General features: G+C 65.2%; 19 protein-coding genes. 8 read left to right on the plus strand and 11 right to left on the minus strand.

All coding sequences use genetic code 11. From position 1 onward, the window contains the following. Positions 1-32: 32 nt before the first annotated feature. The 8 genes from SB751_RS22815 to SB751_RS22850 form a co-directional block, all read right to left on the minus strand. Entirely contained in the window at positions 33-1,160 is a 1,128-nt protein-coding gene (locus tag SB751_RS22815; protein ID WP_410748566.1) for a branched-chain amino acid ABC transporter substrate-binding protein, read from the minus strand. A gap of 575 nt (positions 1,161-1,735) precedes the next feature. After that, on the minus strand, positions 1,736-3,037 hold the full coding sequence (gene gltA, locus SB751_RS22820) for a citrate synthase (protein ID WP_144199426.1): 1,302 nt from the start codon (positions 3,035-3,037) through the stop codon (positions 1,736-1,738). A gap of 42 nt (positions 3,038-3,079) precedes the next feature. Next, positions 3,080-3,361, minus strand: coding sequence for a succinate dehydrogenase assembly factor 2 (locus SB751_RS22825; RefSeq protein WP_144199427.1), 282 nt, complete (start codon positions 3,359-3,361; stop codon positions 3,080-3,082). Between the two features lie 128 nt (positions 3,362-3,489). Continuing rightward, positions 3,490-4,191: a succinate dehydrogenase iron-sulfur subunit gene (locus SB751_RS22830; RefSeq protein WP_092290164.1), complete on the minus strand. Its 702-nt coding sequence runs from the start codon at positions 4,189-4,191 to the stop codon at positions 3,490-3,492. A gap of 34 nt (positions 4,192-4,225) precedes the next feature. Continuing rightward, the gene (gene sdhA, locus SB751_RS22835) at positions 4,226-6,004 is read right to left on the minus strand and encodes a succinate dehydrogenase flavoprotein subunit (RefSeq protein ID WP_144199428.1); all 1,779 of its coding nucleotides are present in this window, start codon (positions 6,002-6,004) and stop codon (positions 4,226-4,228) included. A 3-nt stretch (positions 6,005-6,007) separates the two neighbouring features. Further along, positions 6,008-6,373 (minus strand): succinate dehydrogenase, hydrophobic membrane anchor protein, encoded by a 366-nt coding sequence (gene sdhD / locus SB751_RS22840; protein WP_144199430.1) that lies wholly within the window; start codon positions 6,371-6,373, stop codon positions 6,008-6,010. Positions 6,374-6,384: 11 nt separating this feature from the next. Then, positions 6,385-6,795, minus strand: a complete 411-nt coding sequence (gene sdhC, locus SB751_RS22845) for a succinate dehydrogenase, cytochrome b556 subunit (protein WP_144199432.1) — start codon at positions 6,793-6,795, stop codon at positions 6,385-6,387. 434 nt (positions 6,796-7,229) lie between these two features. Next, a complete protein-coding gene (locus SB751_RS22850; RefSeq protein WP_144199434.1) occupies positions 7,230-8,075 on the minus strand; it encodes a GntR family transcriptional regulator in 846 nt (281 codons plus the stop codon). A gap of 334 nt (positions 8,076-8,409) precedes the next feature. Here SB751_RS22850 and SB751_RS22855 point away from each other — a divergent pair, with 334 nt between their 5' ends. The 7 genes from SB751_RS22855 (at position 8,410) to SB751_RS22885 (ending at position 17,646) form a co-directional block, all read left to right on the plus strand. Further along, positions 8,410-9,393, plus strand: a complete 984-nt coding sequence (locus tag SB751_RS22855) for a malate dehydrogenase (RefSeq protein WP_144199436.1) — start codon at positions 8,410-8,412, stop codon at positions 9,391-9,393. 128 nt (positions 9,394-9,521) lie between these two features. After that, on the plus strand, positions 9,522-10,502 hold the full coding sequence (locus SB751_RS22860) for an HpcH/HpaI aldolase/citrate lyase family protein (protein ID WP_149135541.1): 981 nt from the start codon (positions 9,522-9,524) through the stop codon (positions 10,500-10,502). A gap of 228 nt (positions 10,503-10,730) precedes the next feature. Beyond that, the gene (locus SB751_RS22865; protein ID WP_144199440.1) at positions 10,731-11,276 is read left to right on the plus strand and encodes a hypothetical protein; all 546 of its coding nucleotides are present in this window, start codon (positions 10,731-10,733) and stop codon (positions 11,274-11,276) included. A gap of 196 nt (positions 11,277-11,472) precedes the next feature. Then, positions 11,473-14,178: an aconitate hydratase AcnA gene (acnA, locus tag SB751_RS22870; protein ID WP_144199442.1), complete on the plus strand. Its 2,706-nt coding sequence runs from the start codon at positions 11,473-11,475 to the stop codon at positions 14,176-14,178. Between the two features lie 224 nt (positions 14,179-14,402). Next, entirely contained in the window at positions 14,403-14,561 is a 159-nt protein-coding gene (locus SB751_RS22875) for a hypothetical protein (RefSeq protein WP_186296886.1), read from the plus strand. Between the two features lie 80 nt (positions 14,562-14,641). Further along, positions 14,642-15,844 (plus strand): DUF2863 family protein, encoded by a 1,203-nt coding sequence (locus SB751_RS22880; RefSeq protein WP_144199444.1) that lies wholly within the window; start codon positions 14,642-14,644, stop codon positions 15,842-15,844. A gap of 203 nt (positions 15,845-16,047) precedes the next feature. Then, positions 16,048-17,646, plus strand: a complete 1,599-nt coding sequence (locus SB751_RS22885; protein WP_410748567.1) for an ABC transporter substrate-binding protein — start codon at positions 16,048-16,050, stop codon at positions 17,644-17,646. Positions 17,647-17,667: 21 nt separating this feature from the next. On the opposite strand, the gene SB751_RS22890 is transcribed toward SB751_RS22885, so the two are convergent. Then, on the minus strand, positions 17,668-18,570 hold the full coding sequence (locus SB751_RS22890; protein WP_144199448.1) for a spermidine synthase: 903 nt from the start codon (positions 18,568-18,570) through the stop codon (positions 17,668-17,670). A gap of 40 nt (positions 18,571-18,610) precedes the next feature. Further along, entirely contained in the window at positions 18,611-19,381 is a 771-nt protein-coding gene (locus SB751_RS22895) for a tetratricopeptide repeat protein (RefSeq protein ID WP_144199450.1), read from the minus strand. Positions 19,382-19,539: 158 nt separating this feature from the next. Between SB751_RS22895 and SB751_RS22900 the strand changes: the two genes are divergently transcribed. Next, positions 19,540-20,046, plus strand: a complete 507-nt coding sequence (locus SB751_RS22900; protein ID WP_410748568.1) for a hypothetical protein — start codon at positions 19,540-19,542, stop codon at positions 20,044-20,046. Positions 20,047-20,099: 53 nt separating this feature from the next. Here the strand turns inward: SB751_RS22900 and SB751_RS22905 are convergent, their stop codons facing one another. Beyond that, on the minus strand, positions 20,100-20,594 hold the full coding sequence (locus tag SB751_RS22905) for a DNA-deoxyinosine glycosylase (protein WP_144199455.1): 495 nt from the start codon (positions 20,592-20,594) through the stop codon (positions 20,100-20,102). Positions 20,595-20,659 lie beyond the last annotated feature (65 nt).

The raw sequence follows: 20,659 nt of genomic DNA on the forward strand, positions 1-20,659 counted from the left end.
GAGCGAGGCGTTTCGCCAGACTGGCGCCGGACTTAGTTGGCGGCGGTCTTCGTGGCGTCCTTGTGCCACGTGTAGACAACGAACTTGAAGGACTTCAGGTCACCCTTCTCGTCGTACTCGACCTTGCCGATCGGCGTGGTGAACGCGTTCTTGTGCATGTACGCGGCCACTTTGGCCGGGTCCGTGCTCTTGGCGCCAGCGATGGCGTCGCCGATGATCTTCACGGCGGCGTAGGCGGGCATCTGGAACGGGCCGTTGGCGTCACGCTTCTTGTCGGCGAAGGCCTTCACCAGCGCAGCGTTGGCCGGGTCGGCCGAGAAATCGGCCGGCAGCGTGACCAGCATGCCTTCCGACGACGGGCCGGCGATGGCCGTCACGTCCTTGTTGCCCACGCCTTCGGGGCCCATGAACGTGGCCTTCACGCCCTGCTCGCGCGCCTGGCGCAGCAGCAGGCCCATTTCCGGGTGATAGCCGCCGAAGTAGACGAAGTCCACGCCCTGCGACTTCAGCTTCGTGATGACGGCGGAGTAGTCCGAATCCCCGGCGTTGATGCCTTCGAACACGGCCACGGGAATCTTGGCAGCTTCCAGGTCCTTCTTCACCGACGAGGCGATACCCTGGCCGTACGACTGCTTGTCGTGCAGCACGGCCACTTTCTTCGGCTTGACCTTGCCGATGATGTACTGGGCAGCGGCAGGACCCTGCTGGTCGTCACGGCCGATGGTGCGGAAGATGAACTTGCGCTTCTTGTTCTCGGTCAGCTGCGGCGCGGTGGCCGACGGCGTGACCATCACGATGCCTTCGTTTTCGTAGATATCCGATGCCGGAATCGTCGAGCCGGAGCACACGTGGCCAATCACGAAGCGAATGTTCTGGCTCACGATCTTGTTGGCCACCGCCACGGCCTGCTTGGGCTCGCAGGCGTCGTCCATCAGTACCACTTCGAGCTTGTTGCCGCCGGCACCGCCCGCGGCATTGATCTGTTCGATGGCGGTCAGGGCACCGGCCTTGACCATATCGCCGTACTGGGCGACCGAGCCGCTCATGGGGCCGGCGATGGCGATCTTGACGGTTTCGGCGTGGGCCAGGCTGGCGGCAGTGAGGCCGGCGGTGGCAATCACGGCGGCCATGGCAGTGGACGTGCGACGGGACAACGTCATCAGGAGCTCCTCGATTATGTTTGGGTCATTCCGGGCAGAGGCGGCATGACCAGCGCAATCGAACAACACCCGCGGGGAGAGCCGCCGGAGGTGGCGGAGGGAAGACCCGAAGCGGAAGACGGGCCTGCGATGAAGACGTGAAGCGATGCGGGGCCCGGCATGTGTCAGCGCCCCGGAAGCCCGTGGCGCCAAAAGTTCGGAAAGACAACGTTGATGCGTTCTCTATTGCGCAAGCGCTTCGCCTGCCCCGCCTTGCCGCGCGACGTGCCGGAAGGGTGGCCCGGCTGCCGGTGGCAAAAGCAGCCCGCATTATAGAGGGAAGTTGCAACCGGTTGGGGCGATAGTTCCCGACTTTGCCGAAAATCAGACAACAAATGTAGACAGTTGCAACCTTCCCATGGCAGGAATCGTCGCAAAAATGGCCTTTCACAACTGTTGTGCATAACTGCGACGATGACCCTCGCGCGGCGGCGCACAACGCCCCGCAGGCGGAAACACAAACGCCCCGGCAAGCCGGGGCGTTTGTGTTTGCTGCAGCGCAAGGCGGCCGGGCCGCCCTGCTTTGCGCGACGGGATCAGCGCTTGGCCATGTCCGGCACTTCGCGGGCGGCGGCGCCGTTGAACAACTGGCGCGGACGGCCGATCTTGTACTCGGGGTCCGTGATCATCTCTTCCCACTGCGAGATCCAGCCCGGCGTACGTGCCAGGGCGAAGATGCAGGTGAACAGCGAGGTCGGGATGCCCAGCGCGCGCTGCACGATACCCGAGTAGAAGTCCACGTTCGGGTACAGCTTGCGGCTCACGAAGTACTCGTCTTCCAGCGCGATCTTTTCCAGTTCCATGGCGAGCTTGAACAGCGGGTCGTTGTGCAGGCCCAGTTCGTTCAGCACTTCATGGCAGGTTTCGCGCATCAGCTTGGCGCGCGGATCGTAGTTCTTGTACACGCGGTGGCCAAAGCCCATCAGGCGCACGCCCGAGTTCTTGTCCTTGACCTGCTTGATGAACTCGTTGATGTTGTCCACGCTGCCGATCTCTTCCAGCATCTTCAGCGCAGCTTCGTTGGCGCCGCCGTGGGCCGGACCCCACAGGCAGGCCACGCCAGCGGCGATGGCGGCGAACGGGTTCGTGCCCGACGAGCCAGCCAGGCGCACGGTCGAGGTGGAGGCGTTCTGCTCGTGGTCGGCGTGCAGGATGAAGATGCGGTCCAGCGCGCGCTCGAGCACCGGGTTCACGGTGTACGGGGCGCACGGCGTGCCGAACATCATGCGCAGGAAGTTGCCCGAGTAGGACAGGTCGTTCTGCGGGTAGATGTACGGCTGGCCGATGTTGTACTTGTATGCCATGGCCACCAGGGTCGGCATCTTGGCGATCAGGCGGATGGCCGAGATCTCGCGCTGGTGCGGATCATCGATGTCCATCGCGTCGTGGTAGAACGCGCTCATGGCGCCCACGAGACCCGTCAGCACGGCCATCGGGTGGGCATCGCGGCGGAAGCCGCGCAGGAAGAATTGCAGCTGCTCGTGAACCATCGTGTGGTTCATCACGCTGTTGACGAACTCTTCCTTCTGCTTGGCGTTGGGCAGTTCGCCCTTCAGCAGCAGGTAGCAGGTTTCCAGGTGATCGCACTTGCCTGCGAGCTGTTCGATCGGATAGCCGCGGTACAGCAGTTCGCCCTTGTCACCATCGATGTAGGTGATCTTGGAGTTGCACGACGCAGTCGACATGAACCCCGGGTCATAGGTGAACTTGCCGGTCTGTCCGTACAGCTTGCGAATGTCGATCACGTCGGGGCCAACGGTACCCTTGTAGATCGGCAGCTCAACGCTGGGGGAACCATCGGAAAACGATAGCGTGGCTTTCACATCGGACGGCGTCATGTCGGTTCCTTCAAATGCTGTGAATAATAGTGTTGACCAAACTCAGACCGAACGCAGCAGGTCGAGGACCCGATGCATCGGGGGCGTGTCGAGCTCACCGTCCAGCTCCTTGCGGGCAAGCAGCAGGTCCATCAACTCGTTGTCGCTGAGCTCGAACAGCTCGCCCAGCGATGCCACGTCCTCATCGGACAGGCTCTCCTCGTAACGGTTGAAGAAACGTTCGACGATGATGTCGTTCTCCAGGAGGCCGCGGCGGGCACGCCAGCGCAAACGGGCGCGCTTATGCGGATCGGCCTGATGGGAGAAAGTGGTGGAAAGACTCATGGTCAGCCTTCTTGCGATCGGCGCGTCACCTGATATAGCTCACCAGGCTGACGCGCCGCTTACTTCAACTGCAGACTGCGATACTGCAGCCTCCCGCATGGTGGCAGAAGGCAGTTTATACCGCAGGCTTATACCGCGCGGCGAACCATCAGTTCCTTGATCTTGCCGATGGCCTTGGTCGGATTGAGACCCTTCGGGCACACGTCGACGCAGTTCATGATGCTGTGGCAGCGGAACAGGCGGTACGGGTCGTTCAGGTTGTCCAGACGCTCGCCGGTGGCCTGGTCGCGGCTGTCCGCGATGAAGCGGTAGGCTTGCAGCAGGCCGGCCGGGCCGACGAACTTGTCCGGGTTCCACCAGAACGACGGGCACGACGTGGAGCAGCTCGCGCACAGGATGCACTCGTACAGGCCGTCCAGCTCGTCACGTTCCTGCGGCGACTGCAGACGCTCCTTCTCGGGCGGCGGCTCGTCGTTGATCAGGAACGGCTTGATCGAGTTGTACTGCTTGAAGAAGTTCGTCATGTCGACGATCAGGTCGCGCACCACCGGCAGGCCGGGCAGCGGACGCAGCACGATGCGGTCCGGCAGCTCGCGCATGTTCGTCAGGCAGGCCAGGCCGTTCTTGCCGTTGATGTTCATCGCGTCCGAACCGCACACGCCTTCACGGCACGAGCGGCGGAACGAGATGGTCTCGTCGAGCTTCTTCAGCTTGACCAGCGCATCGAGCAGCATGCGCTCGTGACCGTCGAGCTCCACCTCGTAGGTCTGCATGCGGGGCGCGTCGTCCTTGTCCGGATCGTAGCGGTAGACTTCGAAAATACGCTTCATTTCTGTGGGTCCTGTTGTCTCTACGATGCGGGGCTCAGAAGGTACGGGCCTTCGGCGGAACCGATTCCACCGTCAGCGGCTCCATCTTCACCGGCTTGTAGTCGAGGCGGTTGCCTTCGCTGTAGAACAGCGTGTGCTTGAGCCAGTTGTTGTCGTCGCGGTTCGGGAAGTCGCTGTGGGCGTGGGCGCCACGCGACTCCTTGCGGGCCGCGGCCGAGATCATCGTCGCCTTGGCCACTTCCACCAGGTTCGACACTTCCAGGGCTTCCACCAGCGCGGTGTTGAAGACCTTGGACTTGTCCTTCAGGTGGATGTTGTTGGCACGCTCCGCCACTTCCAGGATGCGCTCGACGCCTTCGTCCATCAGCTTCTGCGTACGGAACACGCCGGCATGCGACTGCATGTTGCGGCGGATGTCGTTGGCCACGTCCTGCGTGTACTCGCCCGACGACGAATTCTGCAGCTTGGCCAGGCGCGCCATGGCGCGGTCCGCGGCGTCAGCCGGCAGCGGCTTGTGTTCCTTCTGCTTGTTCGCGTTGGCGATGATGTGGTTGCCGGCCGCGCGGCCGAACACCACCAGATCCAGCAGCGAGTTCGTGCCCAGGCGGTTGGCGCCGTGCACCGACACGCACGAGCATTCGCCGATCGCGTAGAAGCCGTTCACGATCTCGTTCGGGTTGCCGTTCTTCGGCACCACGACCTGACCGTGGAAGTTCGTCGGGATACCGCCCATCTGGTAGTGGATGGTCGGCACGACGGGGATCGGTTCCTTGATCGCGTCGACGTTGGCGAACTTCATGCCGATCTCGCGGATCGACGGCAGGCGCTTCATGATGGTCTCGGCACCGACGTGGGTCAGGTCGAGCAGCACGTAGTCGCCGTTCGGGCCGCAACCACGGCCTTCCTTGATTTCCTGGTCCATCGAGCGCGACACGAAGTCACGCGGCGCCAGATCCTTCAGCGTCGGGGCATAGCGCTCCATGAAGCGCTCGCCATCCTTGTTACGCAGGATGCCGCCCTCGCCACGCACGCCTTCCGTGATCAGCACGCCCGCGCCGGCCACGCCGGTCGGGTGGAACTGCCAGAACTCCATGTCTTCCAGGGGTACGCCGGCACGCGCCGCCATGCCCAGGCCATCGCCCGTGTTGATGAAGGCGTTGGTGGAAGCCGCGTAGATCCGCCCCGCGCCGCCGGTGGCGAACAGGGTGGTCTTGGCTTCGAGGATGTAGACCTCGCCGGTTTCCATTTCCAGTGCGGTCACGCCCAGCACGTCGCCGTCTTCGTCGCGGATCAGGTCCAGCGCCATCCATTCGACGAAGAAATGCGTCTTGGCGCGCACATTTCGCTGGTACAGCGTGTGCAGCAGCGCGTGGCCGGTACGGTCAGCCGCGGCGCAGGCACGCTGCACGGGCTTCTCGCCGTAGTTGGCCGTGTGGCCGCCAAACGGACGCTGGTAGATCGTGCCATCGGCGTTACGGTCGAACGGCATGCCGAAGTGCTCGAGCTCGTACACGACCTTCGGCGCTTCCCGGCACATGAACTCGATGGCGTCCTGGTCGCCCAGCCAGTCCGAGCCCTTGATGGTGTCGTAGAAGTGATAGTGCCAGTTGTCCTCGCTCATGTTGCCAAGCGAGGCACCGATGCCACCCTGCGCCGCCACGGTGTGCGAGCGGGTGGGGAAAACCTTCGACAGCACGGCCACGTTCAGGCCGGCTTCTGCGAGCTGGAGGGATGCGCGCATCCCGGCGCCGCCCGCCCCGACGATGACCACGTCAAACCGACGACGCGGCAATCCAGTCTTGACTGCGACCATTTATTACACCCTCCAGAGAATCTGAGCAGCGTAGCCCGCACAACCGACGAGCCACAGAATCGTAAGAACTTGCAGCACGAGGCGCACGGCCATCGGCTTCACATAGTCCATCCAGATGTCGCGCACACCAAACCAGGCGTGATACAGCAGCGAGAGGATGGTGAGGAACGTCAGGATCTTCATCCACTGGTTGGCGAAGAGACCTGCCCAGCCTTCGTACGACGGATTGCCGAAAGCCAGGTACACACCCGCCAGGATCACGGTGAACAGCACCATGATCACGGCGGTCACGCGCTGCGCCAGCCAGTCTTTCAGACCGTAGTGCGCACCGACGACAAGACGCTTGGGACCGATATTATTGTTTGCCACCTTGATTCTCCTCAGAACAGGCCGAACAGCTTCAGCCCGAAAATCAGGGTGAGCAGCAGGCTGACGACGAGCACCGCGATGGCCGACTTGGCGGACGTGGGCTTAGCCACGCCGACGTGTACGTCCAGCAGCAGGAAGCGGATGCCGGCGCAGAAGTGATGCAGGTAACCCCAGATCAGCGCCAGGATGACCAGTTTGACGAAGCCGTTGGACAGCAGTGCCGAGAACTTGGCGAAGCTCAGCTCGGACGTGACGCTCTGCTCAAACAGGTACAGAACGAACGGAAGGAGGAGGAACATCAATGCACCGCTGACGCGATGCAGGATGGATACCTTGCCGGCCCAGGGCAACCGATAGCGCGCGATCTGCGCAATACCGATATTCCGGAACTCCGGCCTGGCTTGTTTGACGGCTTCAGCCATGCGAGACCCCATTTGCGGTAGAAAAAAAACTGCAAAAGAACGAAAACTGCCATTGCTCCGGGTTTCACCGGATCGCTACCCGATTGCGCAGTGAGGCGACTCCGGGTACCTTGAAGGCACGGGACACACCCGCCTTCCGGTGCGCACCGGTTTGGATCCTGCGCGTGGGTAGCGCTGGATGCAAATGAATGCACTGGAGCAAATCCCGATGATTTTAGCGCCTTTGTTGCGCGCCGCACCAATAATTTTCAGCTATCGCGCACCAACCCGGCGTGCCCGACAATCGCACGCAATACTCTGCGCACCACGCCGGATCGGTCTCCTCCCCGGCGCATTCCCAGCGATTCCATTCAATGGCCGCAACGGTCGACACGGGTAATCCGCAGGCGCCGCAATAATCGCGCCCCTGGCCCGGCGAGCATCGCCGCCACGCATTAACTCAAGTCATTCTGGTAATAGTGCCGCGTGGTCACATACAGGCCGCGGCGGACTTCCACCGGCCGGTCGCCATAGGTGAACGACACCCGTTCCACCGACAGCAGCGGCGTACCCGGGGCCACGGACAACAGTTCGGCCGCCGTATTATCGGCAGATACCGCCCGGATCTTTTCCGTGGCGCGGATCATGCGCGTGCCGAACTCGGCCTCGAACAGCGCGTACATCGGGCCTTTCCACTCGTTGAGCTTCTCGGCCGTCAGTCCTTTGAAATTGGTGCCCAGCAGCCAGATCTCGTCCAGCACCGTAGCTTCATTCGAAAACGTCAGCACGCGGCGGATCTGCACGACGCTGTCGCCGGTGCGGATATCCAGCAGCCGCGCGATCTCGGCCGGCGCGCGCAGGCGCTTGCACTCCAGCACGCGGCTCGCGCCATAGTGCGGCTCGCCCTCATCGGGCACCAGCCGCAGGAAACGGAACTTGACCACGTCCTCGTAGTGCGTGGTCACGAAAGTACCCTTGCCCTGCCGACGCGCCACCAGGTTCTCGGCGGCCAGTTCGTCGATGGCCTTGCGCACCGTGCCCTGGCTGACCTTGTAGCGCGCGGCCAGGTCCATTTCGCTCGGGATCATTTCGCCCGGTTTCCATTCGCCGGACTGCAGGCTCTGGGTAATCAGGGCCTTGATCTGCTGGTAGAGCGGGCTGAACGTGGGCGAGGGATTGGCCGGGCCGGCGGCCGGCGCATTGGCGGCGGGCGGCTGCGCCCCGGCACCGCTCTGAGGGGCGCCAGATTCCGGCGCGCCGTTGCCGGCTGCGGCGGACAGGGACGTGGGCAGGGATGACATAGCCCGGATTTCACCACAAAATCGAGAATCGCGTCCAGCACGCTATGAAATGTCTTATGTCTTATATAAGACATATAAATTGACAGTCACGGAGGCCCGCCCTACACTCGCGCAGTCCGCGCCGCCGCCCCCGGCCGCCATCCCCCGCGAGACCCGGATTCGGGCATCGCGGCACCGTTCGGGATGCGGCGCACCACATAGCAGTAGTAGACTTACGCCTTGTCGCCCTCGACGCGGCGGACGCCAGCCTGCCCCGTGGCGACACGCGACGCGCCCGCCCCGTGCGGCAGGCGCCACTGACCGGTTACCCCTCTTTTCGTTTGGAGATTTACTCATGGCTAAAGCCCCAATGCGCGTCGCAGTGACCGGCGCCGCTGGCCAGATCGGCTATTCCCTGCTGTTCCGCATCGCCAACGGCGACATGCTCGGCAAAGACCAGCCGGTCATCCTCCAACTGCTCGACCTCCCGCAAGCCCAGGCCGCCGTCAAGGGCGTGGTGATGGAACTGGAAGACTGCGCGTTCCCGCTGCTGGCCGGCGTGGTCATCACCGATGACCCCAAGGTTGCCTTCAAGGACGCCGACGTGGCCCTGCTGGTTGGCGCCCGTCCCCGCAGCAAGGGCATGGAACGCAAGGACCTGCTCGAAGCCAACGCCCAGATCTTCACGGTGCAGGGCAAGGCGCTCGACGAAGTGGCGAGCCGCAACGTCAAGGTGCTGGTGGTGGGCAACCCGGCCAACACCAACGCCTACATCGCCATGAAGTCGGCCCCGAGCCTGCCGCGCGAGAACTTCACCGCGATGCTGCGCCTGGACCACAACCGTGCGCTGTCGCAGATCGCCGCCAAGACCGGCAAGCCGGTGTCGTCGATCGAGAAGATGTTCGTGTGGGGCAACCACAGCCCGACCATGTACGCCGACTACCGCTACGCCACCGTTGACGGCAAGAGCGTCAAGGACATGATCAACGACCCGGTCTGGAACAACGACGTGTTCCTGCCGACCGTCGGCAAGCGCGGCGCCGCCATCATCGAGGCGCGCGGCCTGTCGTCGGCCGCCTCGGCTGCCAACGCCGCCATCGACCACGTGCACGACTGGGTGCTGGGCTCGAACGGCAAGGTCGTCACGATGGGCATCCCGTCGAACGGCGAATACGGCATCCCGGCCGACACCATGTTCGGCTACCCGGTGACCACCGCCAACGGCAAGTATGAAATCGTGAAGGGTCTGGAGATCGACGCCTACAGCCAGGAAAAGATCAATATCACCCTGAAGGAACTGGAAGAAGAAAAGGCCGGCGTGCAGCATCTGCTGGGCTGATCTTCCGGAGCCTCCCGCGCATGACGAACCGGGGTCCCGCATCGATGCAACAATCGGCGCGGACCCCGGTTTTTTCATGGGCGCGGGCCTTGTCTCGTCAATTACCCCCCACTCCATAAGTATTCAACGTGCATCCTTCCGAGGTCTTGTTTCAGGGCGAAGCCATCCCGGTCCAGTTGCCGGTGTGTGACCACTATGCCGGCAGCGAAAAGCTCATGCGCAAGTCGCTGGCCCTGCAGCAAGAGCTTGGGCCCGTGTTCGACATCACATTCGACTGCGAGGACGGCGCCGCCGTCGGCCTCGAGCGCGAGCACGCCACGCTGTGCGCCCAGCTGATCAACAGCCCGGAGAACGTCCACAACCGTGTGGGCGTGCGCATCCACGACCCCGCCCACCCGCACTGGCGCGAGGACATCGACATCCTGGTGGCCGCCGCCGGCGCGCGCCTGGCCTATGTGGTGGTACCGAAGGTGACCGATGTAGTGGAAGTCGCCCGGGTGACCGATCACGTCAACCATGTGGCGCGCAGTGCCGGCATTGCCCGGCACATCCCGATTCATGTGCTGATTGAGACACATGCCGCGCTCGAACAGGTCTTCGACATCGCCGCGCTGGTCCAGGTGGAGTGCCTCAGCTTCGGGCTGATGGACTTCGTCTCCGCCCACCACGGCGCCATTCCGGGCGATGCGATGCGCTCGCCGGGCCAGTTCGAATACCCGCTGATCCGCCGCGCCATGCTCGAGATCTCCGCGGCCTGCCATCGCCACGGCAAGGTGCCGTCGCACAACGTCAGCACCGACGTGCAGCATCCGCAGCGTGCCGGCGACGACGCCAGCCGCGCCCGCGCCGAGTTCGGCTACCTGCGCAAGTGGAGCATCCATCCGGGCCAGATCGCCCCGATCGTGGCCGCTTTCCGCCCCACCGATACCGAGATCGGCGCGGCCAGCGAAATCCTGCTGGCGGCCCACGAGAACAACTGGGCCCCGATCCGCCATGACGGCCAGCTGCACGACCGCGCCAGCTACCGGTATTACTGGGCGCTGCTGCAACGCGCCCACGCCACGGGCACCAGCCTGCCGGCGGCAGCGGCCGAGCTGTTCTTCGACTGAATGGCGGCCCGAGTGACGCCTCCGCGCGCGGATACTGCCCTTTTCCGACCCGAAGTGCCCCATGGCAAACCAGACATTTCCGATTGTGTAACCAATAGATGACGGGCTTCGCCCTGTCAGGCAAATCGTAGAGAATAGCGGCGGAAAGTTGCCGGGCCGCCCACGGGCACCCGGCCCCGCCCAATACTAGAGCCCCCCAGTAATCATTCAAATCCGGAAGGAATACCCATGAAAAAGATCGTGCTCGCCTCCTTGCTCGGCGCCCTCTCGCTGACCGTCGCCTCCACCGCCATGGCTCAGGAACCCGCCAAGAAGAAGCCGGCTGCGACCAAGAAGGCGCCCGCCAAGTCCAGCAAGAAGGCCACGACCGCCGCCGCAGCCCCTGTCACGCCGTCCGGCGAGAAGTGGCAGTGCGAGCTGGGCAATGTCATCTATATCAATGGCAACATGCTGCGCGACGAAGTGCTGACCGTGCACTGGCAAGGCCGTGACTACCGCCTGCCGCGCCAGTCCACCGTGACCGGCGCCGACCGCTACTTCGACCAGCAATCGGGCCTCGACCTCGTCGTGATCCCGAGCAAGGCCATGCTGTTCAACAAGAACATGGGCCAGCGCCTGGCCGACGAATGCCAGAGCGCCGACATGCTGGCCGGTGGCTCGGCCCCGACCCAGGCCGGCGCCCTGCGCGCGCCGGTGGCCACGCCGCTGCTGGTGGCCCCGGCTACCACCGAAGCCCAGCCCGCTCCCGCTGCCCAGGTCACCCCGAAGCAGTAAAGTCGTAAATTTGCGATCATTGCGGTACTTCGCGCGGCCCATCGCCGCGCGGCAGTTGAGTTTGTTGTCACGGTGCGCGTCCGGGGAGTTTCCGGCCGCGCCGCGTCAAGGCGGCGGAACCCTCTCGTGCACCGGGGTCTGAAGAAGAAAGTTTAGAAAATCGCGTCCCGCGTCATCCCTCGATTGGAGTCAGGCAATGCCCCACAATCTCAATAACACTCTCAAGGAATTCAAGCTCGGCACCGGCGGCCGCGGCCAGTACTATTCCCTGCCGCAGTTGGGCAAGGCGCTGGGCGTGAAGATCGAACGGCTGCCGATCTCCATCCGGCTGGTACTGGAATCGGTGCTGCGCAACTGCGACGGCAAGAAGGTGACCGAGGAACACGTGCGGCAACTGGCCCACTGGAAGCCGCGCGCTGACCGCGTGGACGAGATTCCGTTCGTGGTGGCGCGTGTGGTGCTGCAGGACTTCACGGGCGTGCCGCTGCTGGCCGACCTGGCCGCGATGCGCAACGTGGCCGAGAAGATGGGCAAGAACCCCAAGAAGATCGAGCCGCTGGTGCCGGTGGATCTGGTGGTGGACCACTCGGTGCAAATCGACCATTTCCGCGAGAAGAAGGCGCTCGACCTCAACATGCAGCTGGAATTCAAGCGCAACAACGAGCGCTACCAGTTCATGAAGTGGGGCATGCAGGCCTTCGATACCTTCGGCGTAGTGCAGCCGGGCTTCGGCATCGTCCACCAGGTGAACCTGGAATACCTGGCGCGCGGCGTGCACAAGAAGGACGGTGTCTACTATCCGGACACGCTCGTTGGCACCGACTCGCATACCACGATGATCAACGGCATCGGCGTGGTGGGCTGGGGCGTGGGTGGTATCGAAGCTGAAGCCGGCATGCTGGGCCAGCCGGTGTACTTCCTGACGCCTGACGTGGTCGGCGTGGAACTGAAAGGCCGCCTGCGCGAGGGCGTGACCGCCACCGACCTGGTGCTGACCATCACCGAAATGCTGCGCCGCGAGAAGGTCGTGGGCAAGTTCGTCGAGTTCTTCGGCGAAGGCACCGCCAGCCTGACGACCCCGGACCGCGCCACCATCGGCAACATGGCGCCCGAGTATGGCGCCACGATGGGCTTTTTCCCGGTGGACGAGAAGACCATCGACTATTTCAAGGGCACCGGCCGCACCGACGAGGAAATCGCCGCATTCGAGGGCTACTTCCGCGCCCAGGAGATGTTCGGCGTGCCGATGGCCGGCGATATCGACTACAGCACCACGCTGACGCTGGATCTGGGCACGGTGGCGCCGTCGCTGGCGGGCCCCAAGCGCCCGCAGGACCGCATCGAGATCGGCAACGTCAAGAGCACCTTCGCCTCGCTGTTCTCCAAGCCGGTGGCCGAGAACGGCTTCAACAAGGACCCCGACGACCTGAACCGCGAGTACACCAACGCCGACGGCGTGAAGGTGAAGAGCGGCGACGTGCTGATCGCCGCCATCACCTCCTGCACGAACACCTCCAACCCGAGCGTGCTGCTGGCCGCCGGCCTGCTGGCCAAGAAGGCGGTGGAAGCCGGCCTGAACGTGGCGCCGCACATCAAGACGTCGCTGGCCCCGGGCAGCCGCGTGGTCACCGAATACCTGACCGCCACGGGCCTGCTGCCGTACCTGGAGAAGCTTGGCTTCGGCGTGACGGCCTACGGCTGCACCACCTGCATCGGCAATGCGGGCGACCTGACCCCGGCGCTGAACGAGGCCATTGTCCAGAACGACATCGTCGCGGCCGCCGTGCTGTCGGGTAACCGCAACTTCGAGGCCCGCATCCACCCGAACATCCGCGCCAACTTCCTCGCCTCGCCGCCGCTGGTGGTGGCCTACGCCATCGCCGGCAACGTCACCCGCGACCTGATGACCGAACCGGTGGGCAAGGGCAAGAACGGCAAGGACATCTGGCTGGGCGATATCTGGCCGTCGTCCGAGGAAATCCACGCGCTGCTGAAGTTCGCGATGAACGCCAAGGTGTTCAAGACGAACTACGAGCAGGTCAAGAAGCCGAGCAAGCTGTGGGCCAACATCAAGGGCACCACGGGGCAGGTCTACGACTGGCCGACTTCCACCTACATCGCCGAACCGCCGTTCTTCCAGGACTTCGAGCTCGAGCCCAAGGCGGTCTCGGCCAGCGTGCGCGGCGCGCGGGCGCTGGGCGTGTTCGGCGATTCCGTGACGACCGACCACATCTCCCCGGCCGGCTCGATCAAGGACACCTCGCCGGCGGGCAAGTACCTGCTCGCGCACGGCGTGCTGAAGGCGGACTTCAACAGCTACGGCTCGCGCCGCGGCAACCATGAGGTGATGATGCGCGGCACGTTCGCCAACGTGCGGATCAAGAACCTGATGATTCCGCCCAAGGCCGACGGCTCCCGCGTGGAAGGCGGCCTGACGCTGCACCAGCCCACCGGCGAGCAGATGTCGATCTACGACGCCGCCATGAAGTACATCGCCGAGGGCACGCCCACGGTGGTGATCGGCGGCGAGGAATACGGCACGGGTTCCTCGCGCGACTGGGCGGCCAAGGGCACGCAACTGCTCGGCGTGAAGGCCGTGGTGGCGCGCAGCTTCGAGCGGATCCACCGTTCGAACCTGGTCGGCATGGGCGTGCTGCCCCTGCAGTTCAAGGGCAGCGACAGCGCGCAGTCGCTCGGCATCATCGGCAACGAGACCTTCGACGTGGAAGGCATCGAGGGTGACCTGAAGCCGCAGCAGGATGTGGTGCTGGTGATCCATCGCGCCAACGGCGACACCCAGCGCGTGCCGGTGCTGCTGCGCATCGACACCCCGATCGAGGTGGACTATTACAACCACGGCGGCATCCTGCCGTTCGTGCTGCGCCAGCTGCTGGCCGCGTAAGCGGTCCCGGCCGAGGCCAGGAAGTGACAACGGCGCACCCACGGTGCGCCGTTTTTCTTTTTCATTGGCGGGCGGCGCGCCGCCGGGCCAGCTTGCGGGTTATCCCCGATCCGGCGCGTAAGTTCCATGCAAGGCTGCACTGCCAGACTGGCCCCTACGCAATTCGGCGTTCATCCCTATAAGCGGGGCGGCCAAGGCACGCCCCCGCACCGACTGGAGACACCATGGTCAAGATCCTCATCGCTTTCATCGTCGTCGCCGGCGCCGCCCTGTATCTGCTGACGAAGGGTGGCGGCGACGTCTCCATGGGCGGCGAGCAGCACGGCGTCGAGACCCACGCCCCGGCCGCCACCGAGACCCCGGCAGCGCCCGCACAGAAATAAGACGGGAACGCCGCGGGGTGCTGTGTTTGTCAACGCAGCGAGTAGAATACCGTTTTACGTAAAACGGACGGTCTTCACATATGGCAGGTTTTCGCCCCAAGTCTTCCCCCCGACTCTCGCCCGATGCCGAGCGACTGGTGGCCGACGCGCTTGCGCTCGACGCCTCGGGCAGCCGCATGGAGGACGGGTATTGGGAGCGGCGGCTGTCGCAGCGCCTGGGCCGCCTCCTGAAGAACGGCAGCCAGACCGCCCTCGACGCCGCGCTCGAACACCTGTTCAAGCACAATGCAGATGCCTCCGACGTGCTGGCCGAGCAGGCCGAGACGCTGGCCGAGTCTGCCACGTTAGAAATCGACGGCGTGCGCCACGACGCCCTGCTGATCGCCGCCCCGATCCTGGCCCATACCCGCTACGCGATTCCGTCCGGCGCGCTCAAGCCCGAGCTGGCCCAGACGCTGGCCGTGCACCTGCAGGCCCACGTGCTGGCCACGCAGACCCAGGTAGCGCTGTCGCCGTACCTGTACAGCATCGACCAGCTCCCGCGCACCCATAGCGACACCTTCGCGCTGACCCACAAGCTCGCCTCGGCGGCGCTGGCCGGCACGGTGCCCAAGGTGGACCTGCGCGACCTGCCCGAGACCGCCCCGATCCTGGCCGATCCGCGCTACCTGCTGGCCGTGGTGGTGGCGCCGCACGAAGGCGCCCTGTTCCGCTGGCAGGAAGATGCCAAGGAGCACCACGCCGAGCGCTCCACCTGCCTGGAGCAATGGCGCCAGCAGGTGCAGCCGTCCGTGGCCGTGCTGCTGCCGGGCTGCGAGTTCGAACTGCTGCTGCCCGATGCCTTCTTCCTGTCGTGCCGCGAATCGGACAAGAGCATCCGCCCGCTGACCGTGCGCGCCGCCGTGAACTACCTGTGCGGCACGCTGGACGTGCCTGCCGGCCAGCTGGCTGCCGTGGTGGCCTCGTTCGGCGAGGAAGTGGTCGAGGAATACCGCGTCGGCTTCACCATGCGCGGCGAGAAGGACGTGATCTACGGCATCGTCTGGCCCGTCTATGGCCGCGAGGCCGGCGAGGTCGATGCCGAGGAGAAAGGCAACCCGCTCGAGCAGATCTGCGAGGAACTGCGCAACGCCGGCGTGGAGGAGATCTTCCGCCACGCTGCGCTGTTTGACCCCGAGTACTGCGAAGACTGCGGTACGCCACTCTATGCGGACCGTTCGGGCGAGATCGTCCACGCCGAACTGCCCGAGGACGCGCCGACCCAGCAGCCGCTGTTCCACTGAAATGGCCTGACGAAGCAGAAAAAACCCGCGCAAGCGGGTTTTTTTATCGGCGCGACGGGGCGGAAGGCGTCGCAGGCAAAAAGTGTCGAAAACACCGCATCACCTTGCCTGCGCCCGGGAAGCCCCCCAACCCGCGCAGGCATGTACGTTTGACGGCACAATGCATGTCATTCCATCCCCGCACGACCCCGAGGAGCCTGTCGATGAAAGCAAGCCATCGTTCCGCCAACATCCGCCATGCCTTGCTGGGCGCCCTGCTCTCCGTAGCGGTATCCGCCGGGCTGCCGGTGGGCGCCGCGCACGCCGAGGACCTGCGCATCGGCCTGGCGGCCGATGTCACGTCGATGGACCCGCACTGGAACAACGCGGGCCCGAACAACGCCATCGCGCTGCATATCTTCGAGTCGCTGGTGTTCATGGACAAGAACGCACGCTACATCCCCGGGCTGGCGCTGTCGTGGAAGCCGGTGAACGCCATCACGTGGGAGATCAAGCTGCGCCCGAACGTGAAGTGGCATGACGGCGCGCCGTTCACGAGCGAGGACGTCAAGGCGTCGCTGGAGCGGCCCGACAAGCTGACCAACAGCCCCGGCTCGTTCACCAGCTACACCAAGCCGATCGCCCGCATCGACACGCCAGACCCGCTCACCGTGCGCCTGACCATGAGCGTGCCGAACTACGCCAACCTCGCCAACGACCTGAACAGCGTGCCGATCATGCCGAAGAAGGTCGCGGCCACGCTGACCCAGGCCGATTTCGACTCGGGCAAGGCGATGATCGGCACCGGGCCGTTCAAGTTCGTGCGCTTCGCGCGCGGGCAGGAAATCGTGATGGCGAAGAACCCCGACTACTGGGGGCCGAAGGTGGACTGGGACCGCGCGGTATTCCGCATCCTGACCGACAACGGCGCGCGCAGCGCGGCCCTGCTGGCCGGCGACGTGGACGTGATCGAGAGCGTGCCCTCGGCGGACGTGGCCAAACTTAAGCAAAATCCGAAATTCAAGATCGAGCAGACGGTGTCCTGGCGCACCATCTTCTGGCAGATGGACCAGTCGCGCGACAACTCGCCGTTCGTGACCGACAAGGCCGGCAAGCCGCTCGCCAGAAACCCTTTCAAGGACGCCCGCGTGCGGGCCGCCGTGAGCCACGCGCTGAACCGGGACGCCATCGTCAGCCGCATCATGGAGGGGCTGGCGGTGCCGGCCTCGTCCATCGTCTCCCCGCAGATCTTCGGCCATCCGGGCACCAGGCCGGATGCCTACGACGTGGAGGGCGCCAAGAAGCTGCTGGCCCAGGCCGGCTACCCGGACGGCTTCGCCCTGACGCTGCACGCCACCAACAACCGCTACCTCAACGACGCCCAGGTGGCACAGGCCACCGCCAGCATGCTGACCCGCATCGGCATCCAGACCAAGGTGGAGACCCTGCCCGTGGCGGCCTACTTCACGCGCGCGCGCCAGGGCGAATTCTCGTTCCAGATGCTGGGATGGGGCTCGGCGGCAGCCGATGTGGCGCTGCGCTCGATCACCGGCACGCCAAATCCGAAGACCGGCTATGGCACCTGGAACTGGGGCAAGTACAGCAATCCGCAGCTGGACAAGCTGATCGAGACGTCACTGACCACGGTCAGCAGCGACAAGGCGCGCGAGGAGAACGCCCGCGCCGCGGCGAAGCTCGCGCTGGCGGACCACGCCATCATCCCCTCGCACAGCCAGCTGGCGATGTGGGCGATGCGCAAGGGCCTGCGCTACGAGGCCCGTACCGACGAGTGGTCGCTGGCGCAGTTCTTCCACAAGGAATGACCGTTTTCCCTCAGAAAACGCTCAGATCACCAGCCGCTCTTCCTGATTGGCATTGGCCGCGCGCAGCTTCTTGACCCAGTCCCGGGCGGGCAGGTTCGTCGCGGCTTCCACCACGTCCGCGCGCGCTTCCAGCGTCTCCCAGGACACGTCGATGGCCGGCCCGTTGAACGCCATGGCGATGATGTTGCCGTCATGCACCTCCGGGAAGACCAGCACGCGGTTGTCGAAGGCATCGCAGATTCGCACGATGTTCTTCGGAAAGCTCTCGTGGTCGCCGAACAGGTTGATCGTCATCACGCCGGGCGTCTTCAGCACGCGGCGGCAGGCGCGGTAGAACGCCGTGGTGTCCAGCACCGGGCCCCGCGCGGTGGCGTCGTAGAGGTCCACCTGGAGAGTATCGACGGCCGCCGTGCTGGCGCTGTCCATCACGAAGTCCCAGGCGTCCTGCTCGCGCACGGTCAGGCGCGCATCGTCCTCACGCAGGCCAAACATGCTGCGGCCGGCCACGATCACGGCCGGGTTCAGCTCCACCGCCGTCACCTTGGCGCGGGCGAACTGGCGATAGCAGAACTTGGTCAGCGCGGCGGCCCCAAGGCCCAGCTGCACCACGTGGAAGTCATCGACCGAGGGCGACTGGAACAGCAGCCAGGCCATCATCTGCTGCGCGTACTCGAGCTCGATGGCGTCCGGCTTGCGCAGGCGCATCGCGCCCTGGACCCATTCCGTGCCGAAATGCAGGTAGCGCACGCCATCCATCTCGGAGAACGTCACCGGCGCAAAGCGCGGTTTCATGCGCGCTTCGTGGCGGGGGTCCTGCCGGGAGTCCTGCCGGGCGTTCAGGTTGCCGCGCGATGCATCACGGTGTTCACGGGCGGGACGGCGCGAGGCCACGGCCTCGATCGATTTGCGTTTCAGAAGGGTCATGGCAGAGAGCAAGGCGCCGAGGGCGCGGATCATGGGCGAATCACTGGCCCAGCGCCGCCTGGGCGCGCTGGAGCCATTCGCGATTGTGTTCGCGGGCATGGCGCGGCCAGTGGCGCGCGTCATGGACGATATCGGCATAGAGCGCTTTCGCGCGCTCGCGGTCGGCGGCATCGGGCTGGGCCGCCAGCCAGTCGGCAAACAGGCAGCGCGGCGCGGCATCGCTGGCGCTGGTGAGGGCCTGCTCGAACGCGGCCCGCGTGCCCGGCGCGCCGGTGGCGGCCAGTGCCTGGGCGTACAGCAGCGACGGCGTGGCCTGCTCGCGCGCGTGCGGGTGGTGCGAGAACAGCGTCTCCAGCGTGGCCTGCGCCGGCGCGGGCTGGCCGGTGGCCACCTGGGCGCGCGCCAGCCCTTCCAGCAGGGCCGGATCGGACGCGAACGGGCCGTTGGCGGCCGTCTGGTAGTGCGTCAGCGCCTCGGCCGGCTGGCCGGCATCGAGCAACGCGGCGCCCAGGCGCATGCGGTGGTCCACGGTGGGCGCCCGGTCGAAGGCGTCGCGGGCCTCCCGCACGGCACGGTTCGGATCCACGATCTGCCGGATCGCCCGCCCCGCCGCCCGCGCCCCGCGCGTCTGGCGCAGGCTGGGCAGGTAGACCGCGAAGAAATAGACCACGCTGCCGAGCCCCGGAAACAGGAACAGCAGCAGGAGCCAGTACATATTCTGGTGCGTGCGCACCGCATGCACCGCAAAGAAGATGGCGACGATGACATGCAGGCCGATACCGCCAATACCGCCAAGGCCGAGACTGGACATAGGAATTTACCGAATTGGGAGGCCGGCCCGCCGCGCGGGCGGGCCATGGCCGCGATTGTGACAGAAGTGACTGGCGGTGAGACTTGTCCGGTACGCCTAAAGTTTTGCTGATTTGCGCCGAAGAAGGAGTGGGCTCTCTCCCGATCGGAACCACGCACATGACAACAATCAGCAGCGTTACCCCTCAGATCGTCACCGCCAGTGACGCCAACGTAACCAACACCCGCCGCTTTACCGCGCAGGCTGACGACGCGGCGCAAGCCGCCGCCGCCAGCAGCACGGAAGCCGGGGACTCGGCCGCCTCTACGTCCTCGGCCAGCGCCAGCGGCACCATCCAGGGCCCGGCCGGCGCCGGCCGCGTGGGCGGTGCTGGTGCCGCCAGCGGCAGCGCGGCCAGCAGCGAAGACAGCGATTCGGCGGTCATCAAGGCGCTGAAGCAGCAGATCGAAGCGCTGCAGAAGCAACTGGCCGCCCAGATGCAGCAGCTCCAGGCCGCGCAGAACAGCGGCGCGGACGACAGCACCAAGGCCAGCACCGTGGCCGCGCTGCAGGCCGGCGTGACGTCCACCTCGGCGTCGCTCCAGCAGGCCGTCGCCAAGCTGGCCGAAGCCATTCAGCAGGCCGCCGGCAGCAGCACCGGGAACATCGTCAACACGACGGCCTGAGCGGCGTCGCCCCTAGTCATCGAAAGAAGACGCCCCACGCCTGGCTGGGCGATTCAGTCCAGCCAGGCGCGCAAGGCCAGCCACGCGACCCGCTTTTCCGCATACGCGAGCGTATAGGCCGGACTGCTCGACGGCAGCCGCAGGATCGCATGGCGGTCGCCATGCTCCCCCAGCGCCTTCCCCCCGATCTTCGCCGCCGTGCCACCGTTGAAGGCAATCGCCCGCAGGCCAGGCAGCGTGCCGATCAGCCCGATCAGGTCATTCCCGGCATGGTCGCGGATATTGCTGTCGAGGCTGCCATCGCGCCGCGCCTCGGCCACCACGTCCCACAGCCCCACGCCATGCCCCAGCAGCGCTTGCAGGCGGCCAGGGTAGTCCAGCCCGACCAGATCGACCCCGAGCACATCGCCCATCAGGTGCCAGAAGCGGTTCTGCTTGTGCGCGTAATACTGGCTCTGGGCGAGCGAGACCTCGCCCGGCAGGCTGCCGAGCACGAGGATGCGGGTGCGGGAATCGACGACCGGCGGGAAACAGCGTTTGGTGGTCATCCTGAGAGGATCTTCGCGGGCGGGCGGCCCCTCCCCCGCAGGCGGGAGCGGGGCCGCAAACCGGC

The organism is Cupriavidus sp. SIMBA_020 (assembly GCF_046535395.1).
GTDB classification, from domain to species: Bacteria; Pseudomonadota; Gammaproteobacteria; order Burkholderiales; family Burkholderiaceae; genus Cupriavidus; species Cupriavidus campinensis.

Coding starts and splice junctions, on each gene's coding strand:
- SB751_RS22815 (WP_410748566.1), bottom strand. CDS start 1,160: ATGACGTTGTCCCGTCGCACGTCCACTGCCATGGCCGCCGTGATTGCC.
- gltA (WP_144199426.1), bottom strand. CDS start 3,037: ATGACGCCGTCCGATGTGAAAGCCACGCTATCGTTTTCCGATGGTTCC.
- SB751_RS22825 (WP_144199427.1), bottom strand. CDS start 3,361: ATGAGTCTTTCCACCACTTTCTCCCATCAGGCCGATCCGCATAAGCGC.
- SB751_RS22830 (WP_092290164.1), bottom strand. CDS start 4,191: ATGAAGCGTATTTTCGAAGTCTACCGCTACGATCCGGACAAGGACGAC.
- sdhA (WP_144199428.1), bottom strand. CDS start 6,004: ATGGTCGCAGTCAAGACTGGATTGCCGCGTCGTCGGTTTGACGTGGTC.
- sdhC (WP_144199432.1), bottom strand. CDS start 6,795: ATGGCTGAAGCCGTCAAACAAGCCAGGCCGGAGTTCCGGAATATCGGT.
- SB751_RS22850 (WP_144199434.1), bottom strand. CDS start 8,075: ATGTCATCCCTGCCCACGTCCCTGTCCGCCGCAGCCGGCAACGGCGCG.
- SB751_RS22855 (WP_144199436.1), top strand. CDS start 8,410: ATGGCTAAAGCCCCAATGCGCGTCGCAGTGACCGGCGCCGCTGGCCAG.
- SB751_RS22865 (WP_144199440.1), top strand. CDS start 10,731: ATGAAAAAGATCGTGCTCGCCTCCTTGCTCGGCGCCCTCTCGCTGACC.
- acnA (WP_144199442.1), top strand. CDS start 11,473: ATGCCCCACAATCTCAATAACACTCTCAAGGAATTCAAGCTCGGCACC.
- SB751_RS22875 (WP_186296886.1), top strand. CDS start 14,403: ATGGTCAAGATCCTCATCGCTTTCATCGTCGTCGCCGGCGCCGCCCTG.
- SB751_RS22880 (WP_144199444.1), top strand. CDS start 14,642: ATGGCAGGTTTTCGCCCCAAGTCTTCCCCCCGACTCTCGCCCGATGCC.
- SB751_RS22885 (WP_410748567.1), top strand. CDS start 16,048: ATGAAAGCAAGCCATCGTTCCGCCAACATCCGCCATGCCTTGCTGGGC.
- SB751_RS22890 (WP_144199448.1), bottom strand. CDS start 18,570: ATGACCCTTCTGAAACGCAAATCGATCGAGGCCGTGGCCTCGCGCCGT.
- SB751_RS22895 (WP_144199450.1), bottom strand. CDS start 19,381: ATGTCCAGTCTCGGCCTTGGCGGTATTGGCGGTATCGGCCTGCATGTC.
- SB751_RS22900 (WP_410748568.1), top strand. CDS start 19,540: ATGACAACAATCAGCAGCGTTACCCCTCAGATCGTCACCGCCAGTGAC.
- SB751_RS22905 (WP_144199455.1), bottom strand. CDS start 20,594: ATGACCACCAAACGCTGTTTCCCGCCGGTCGTCGATTCCCGCACCCGC.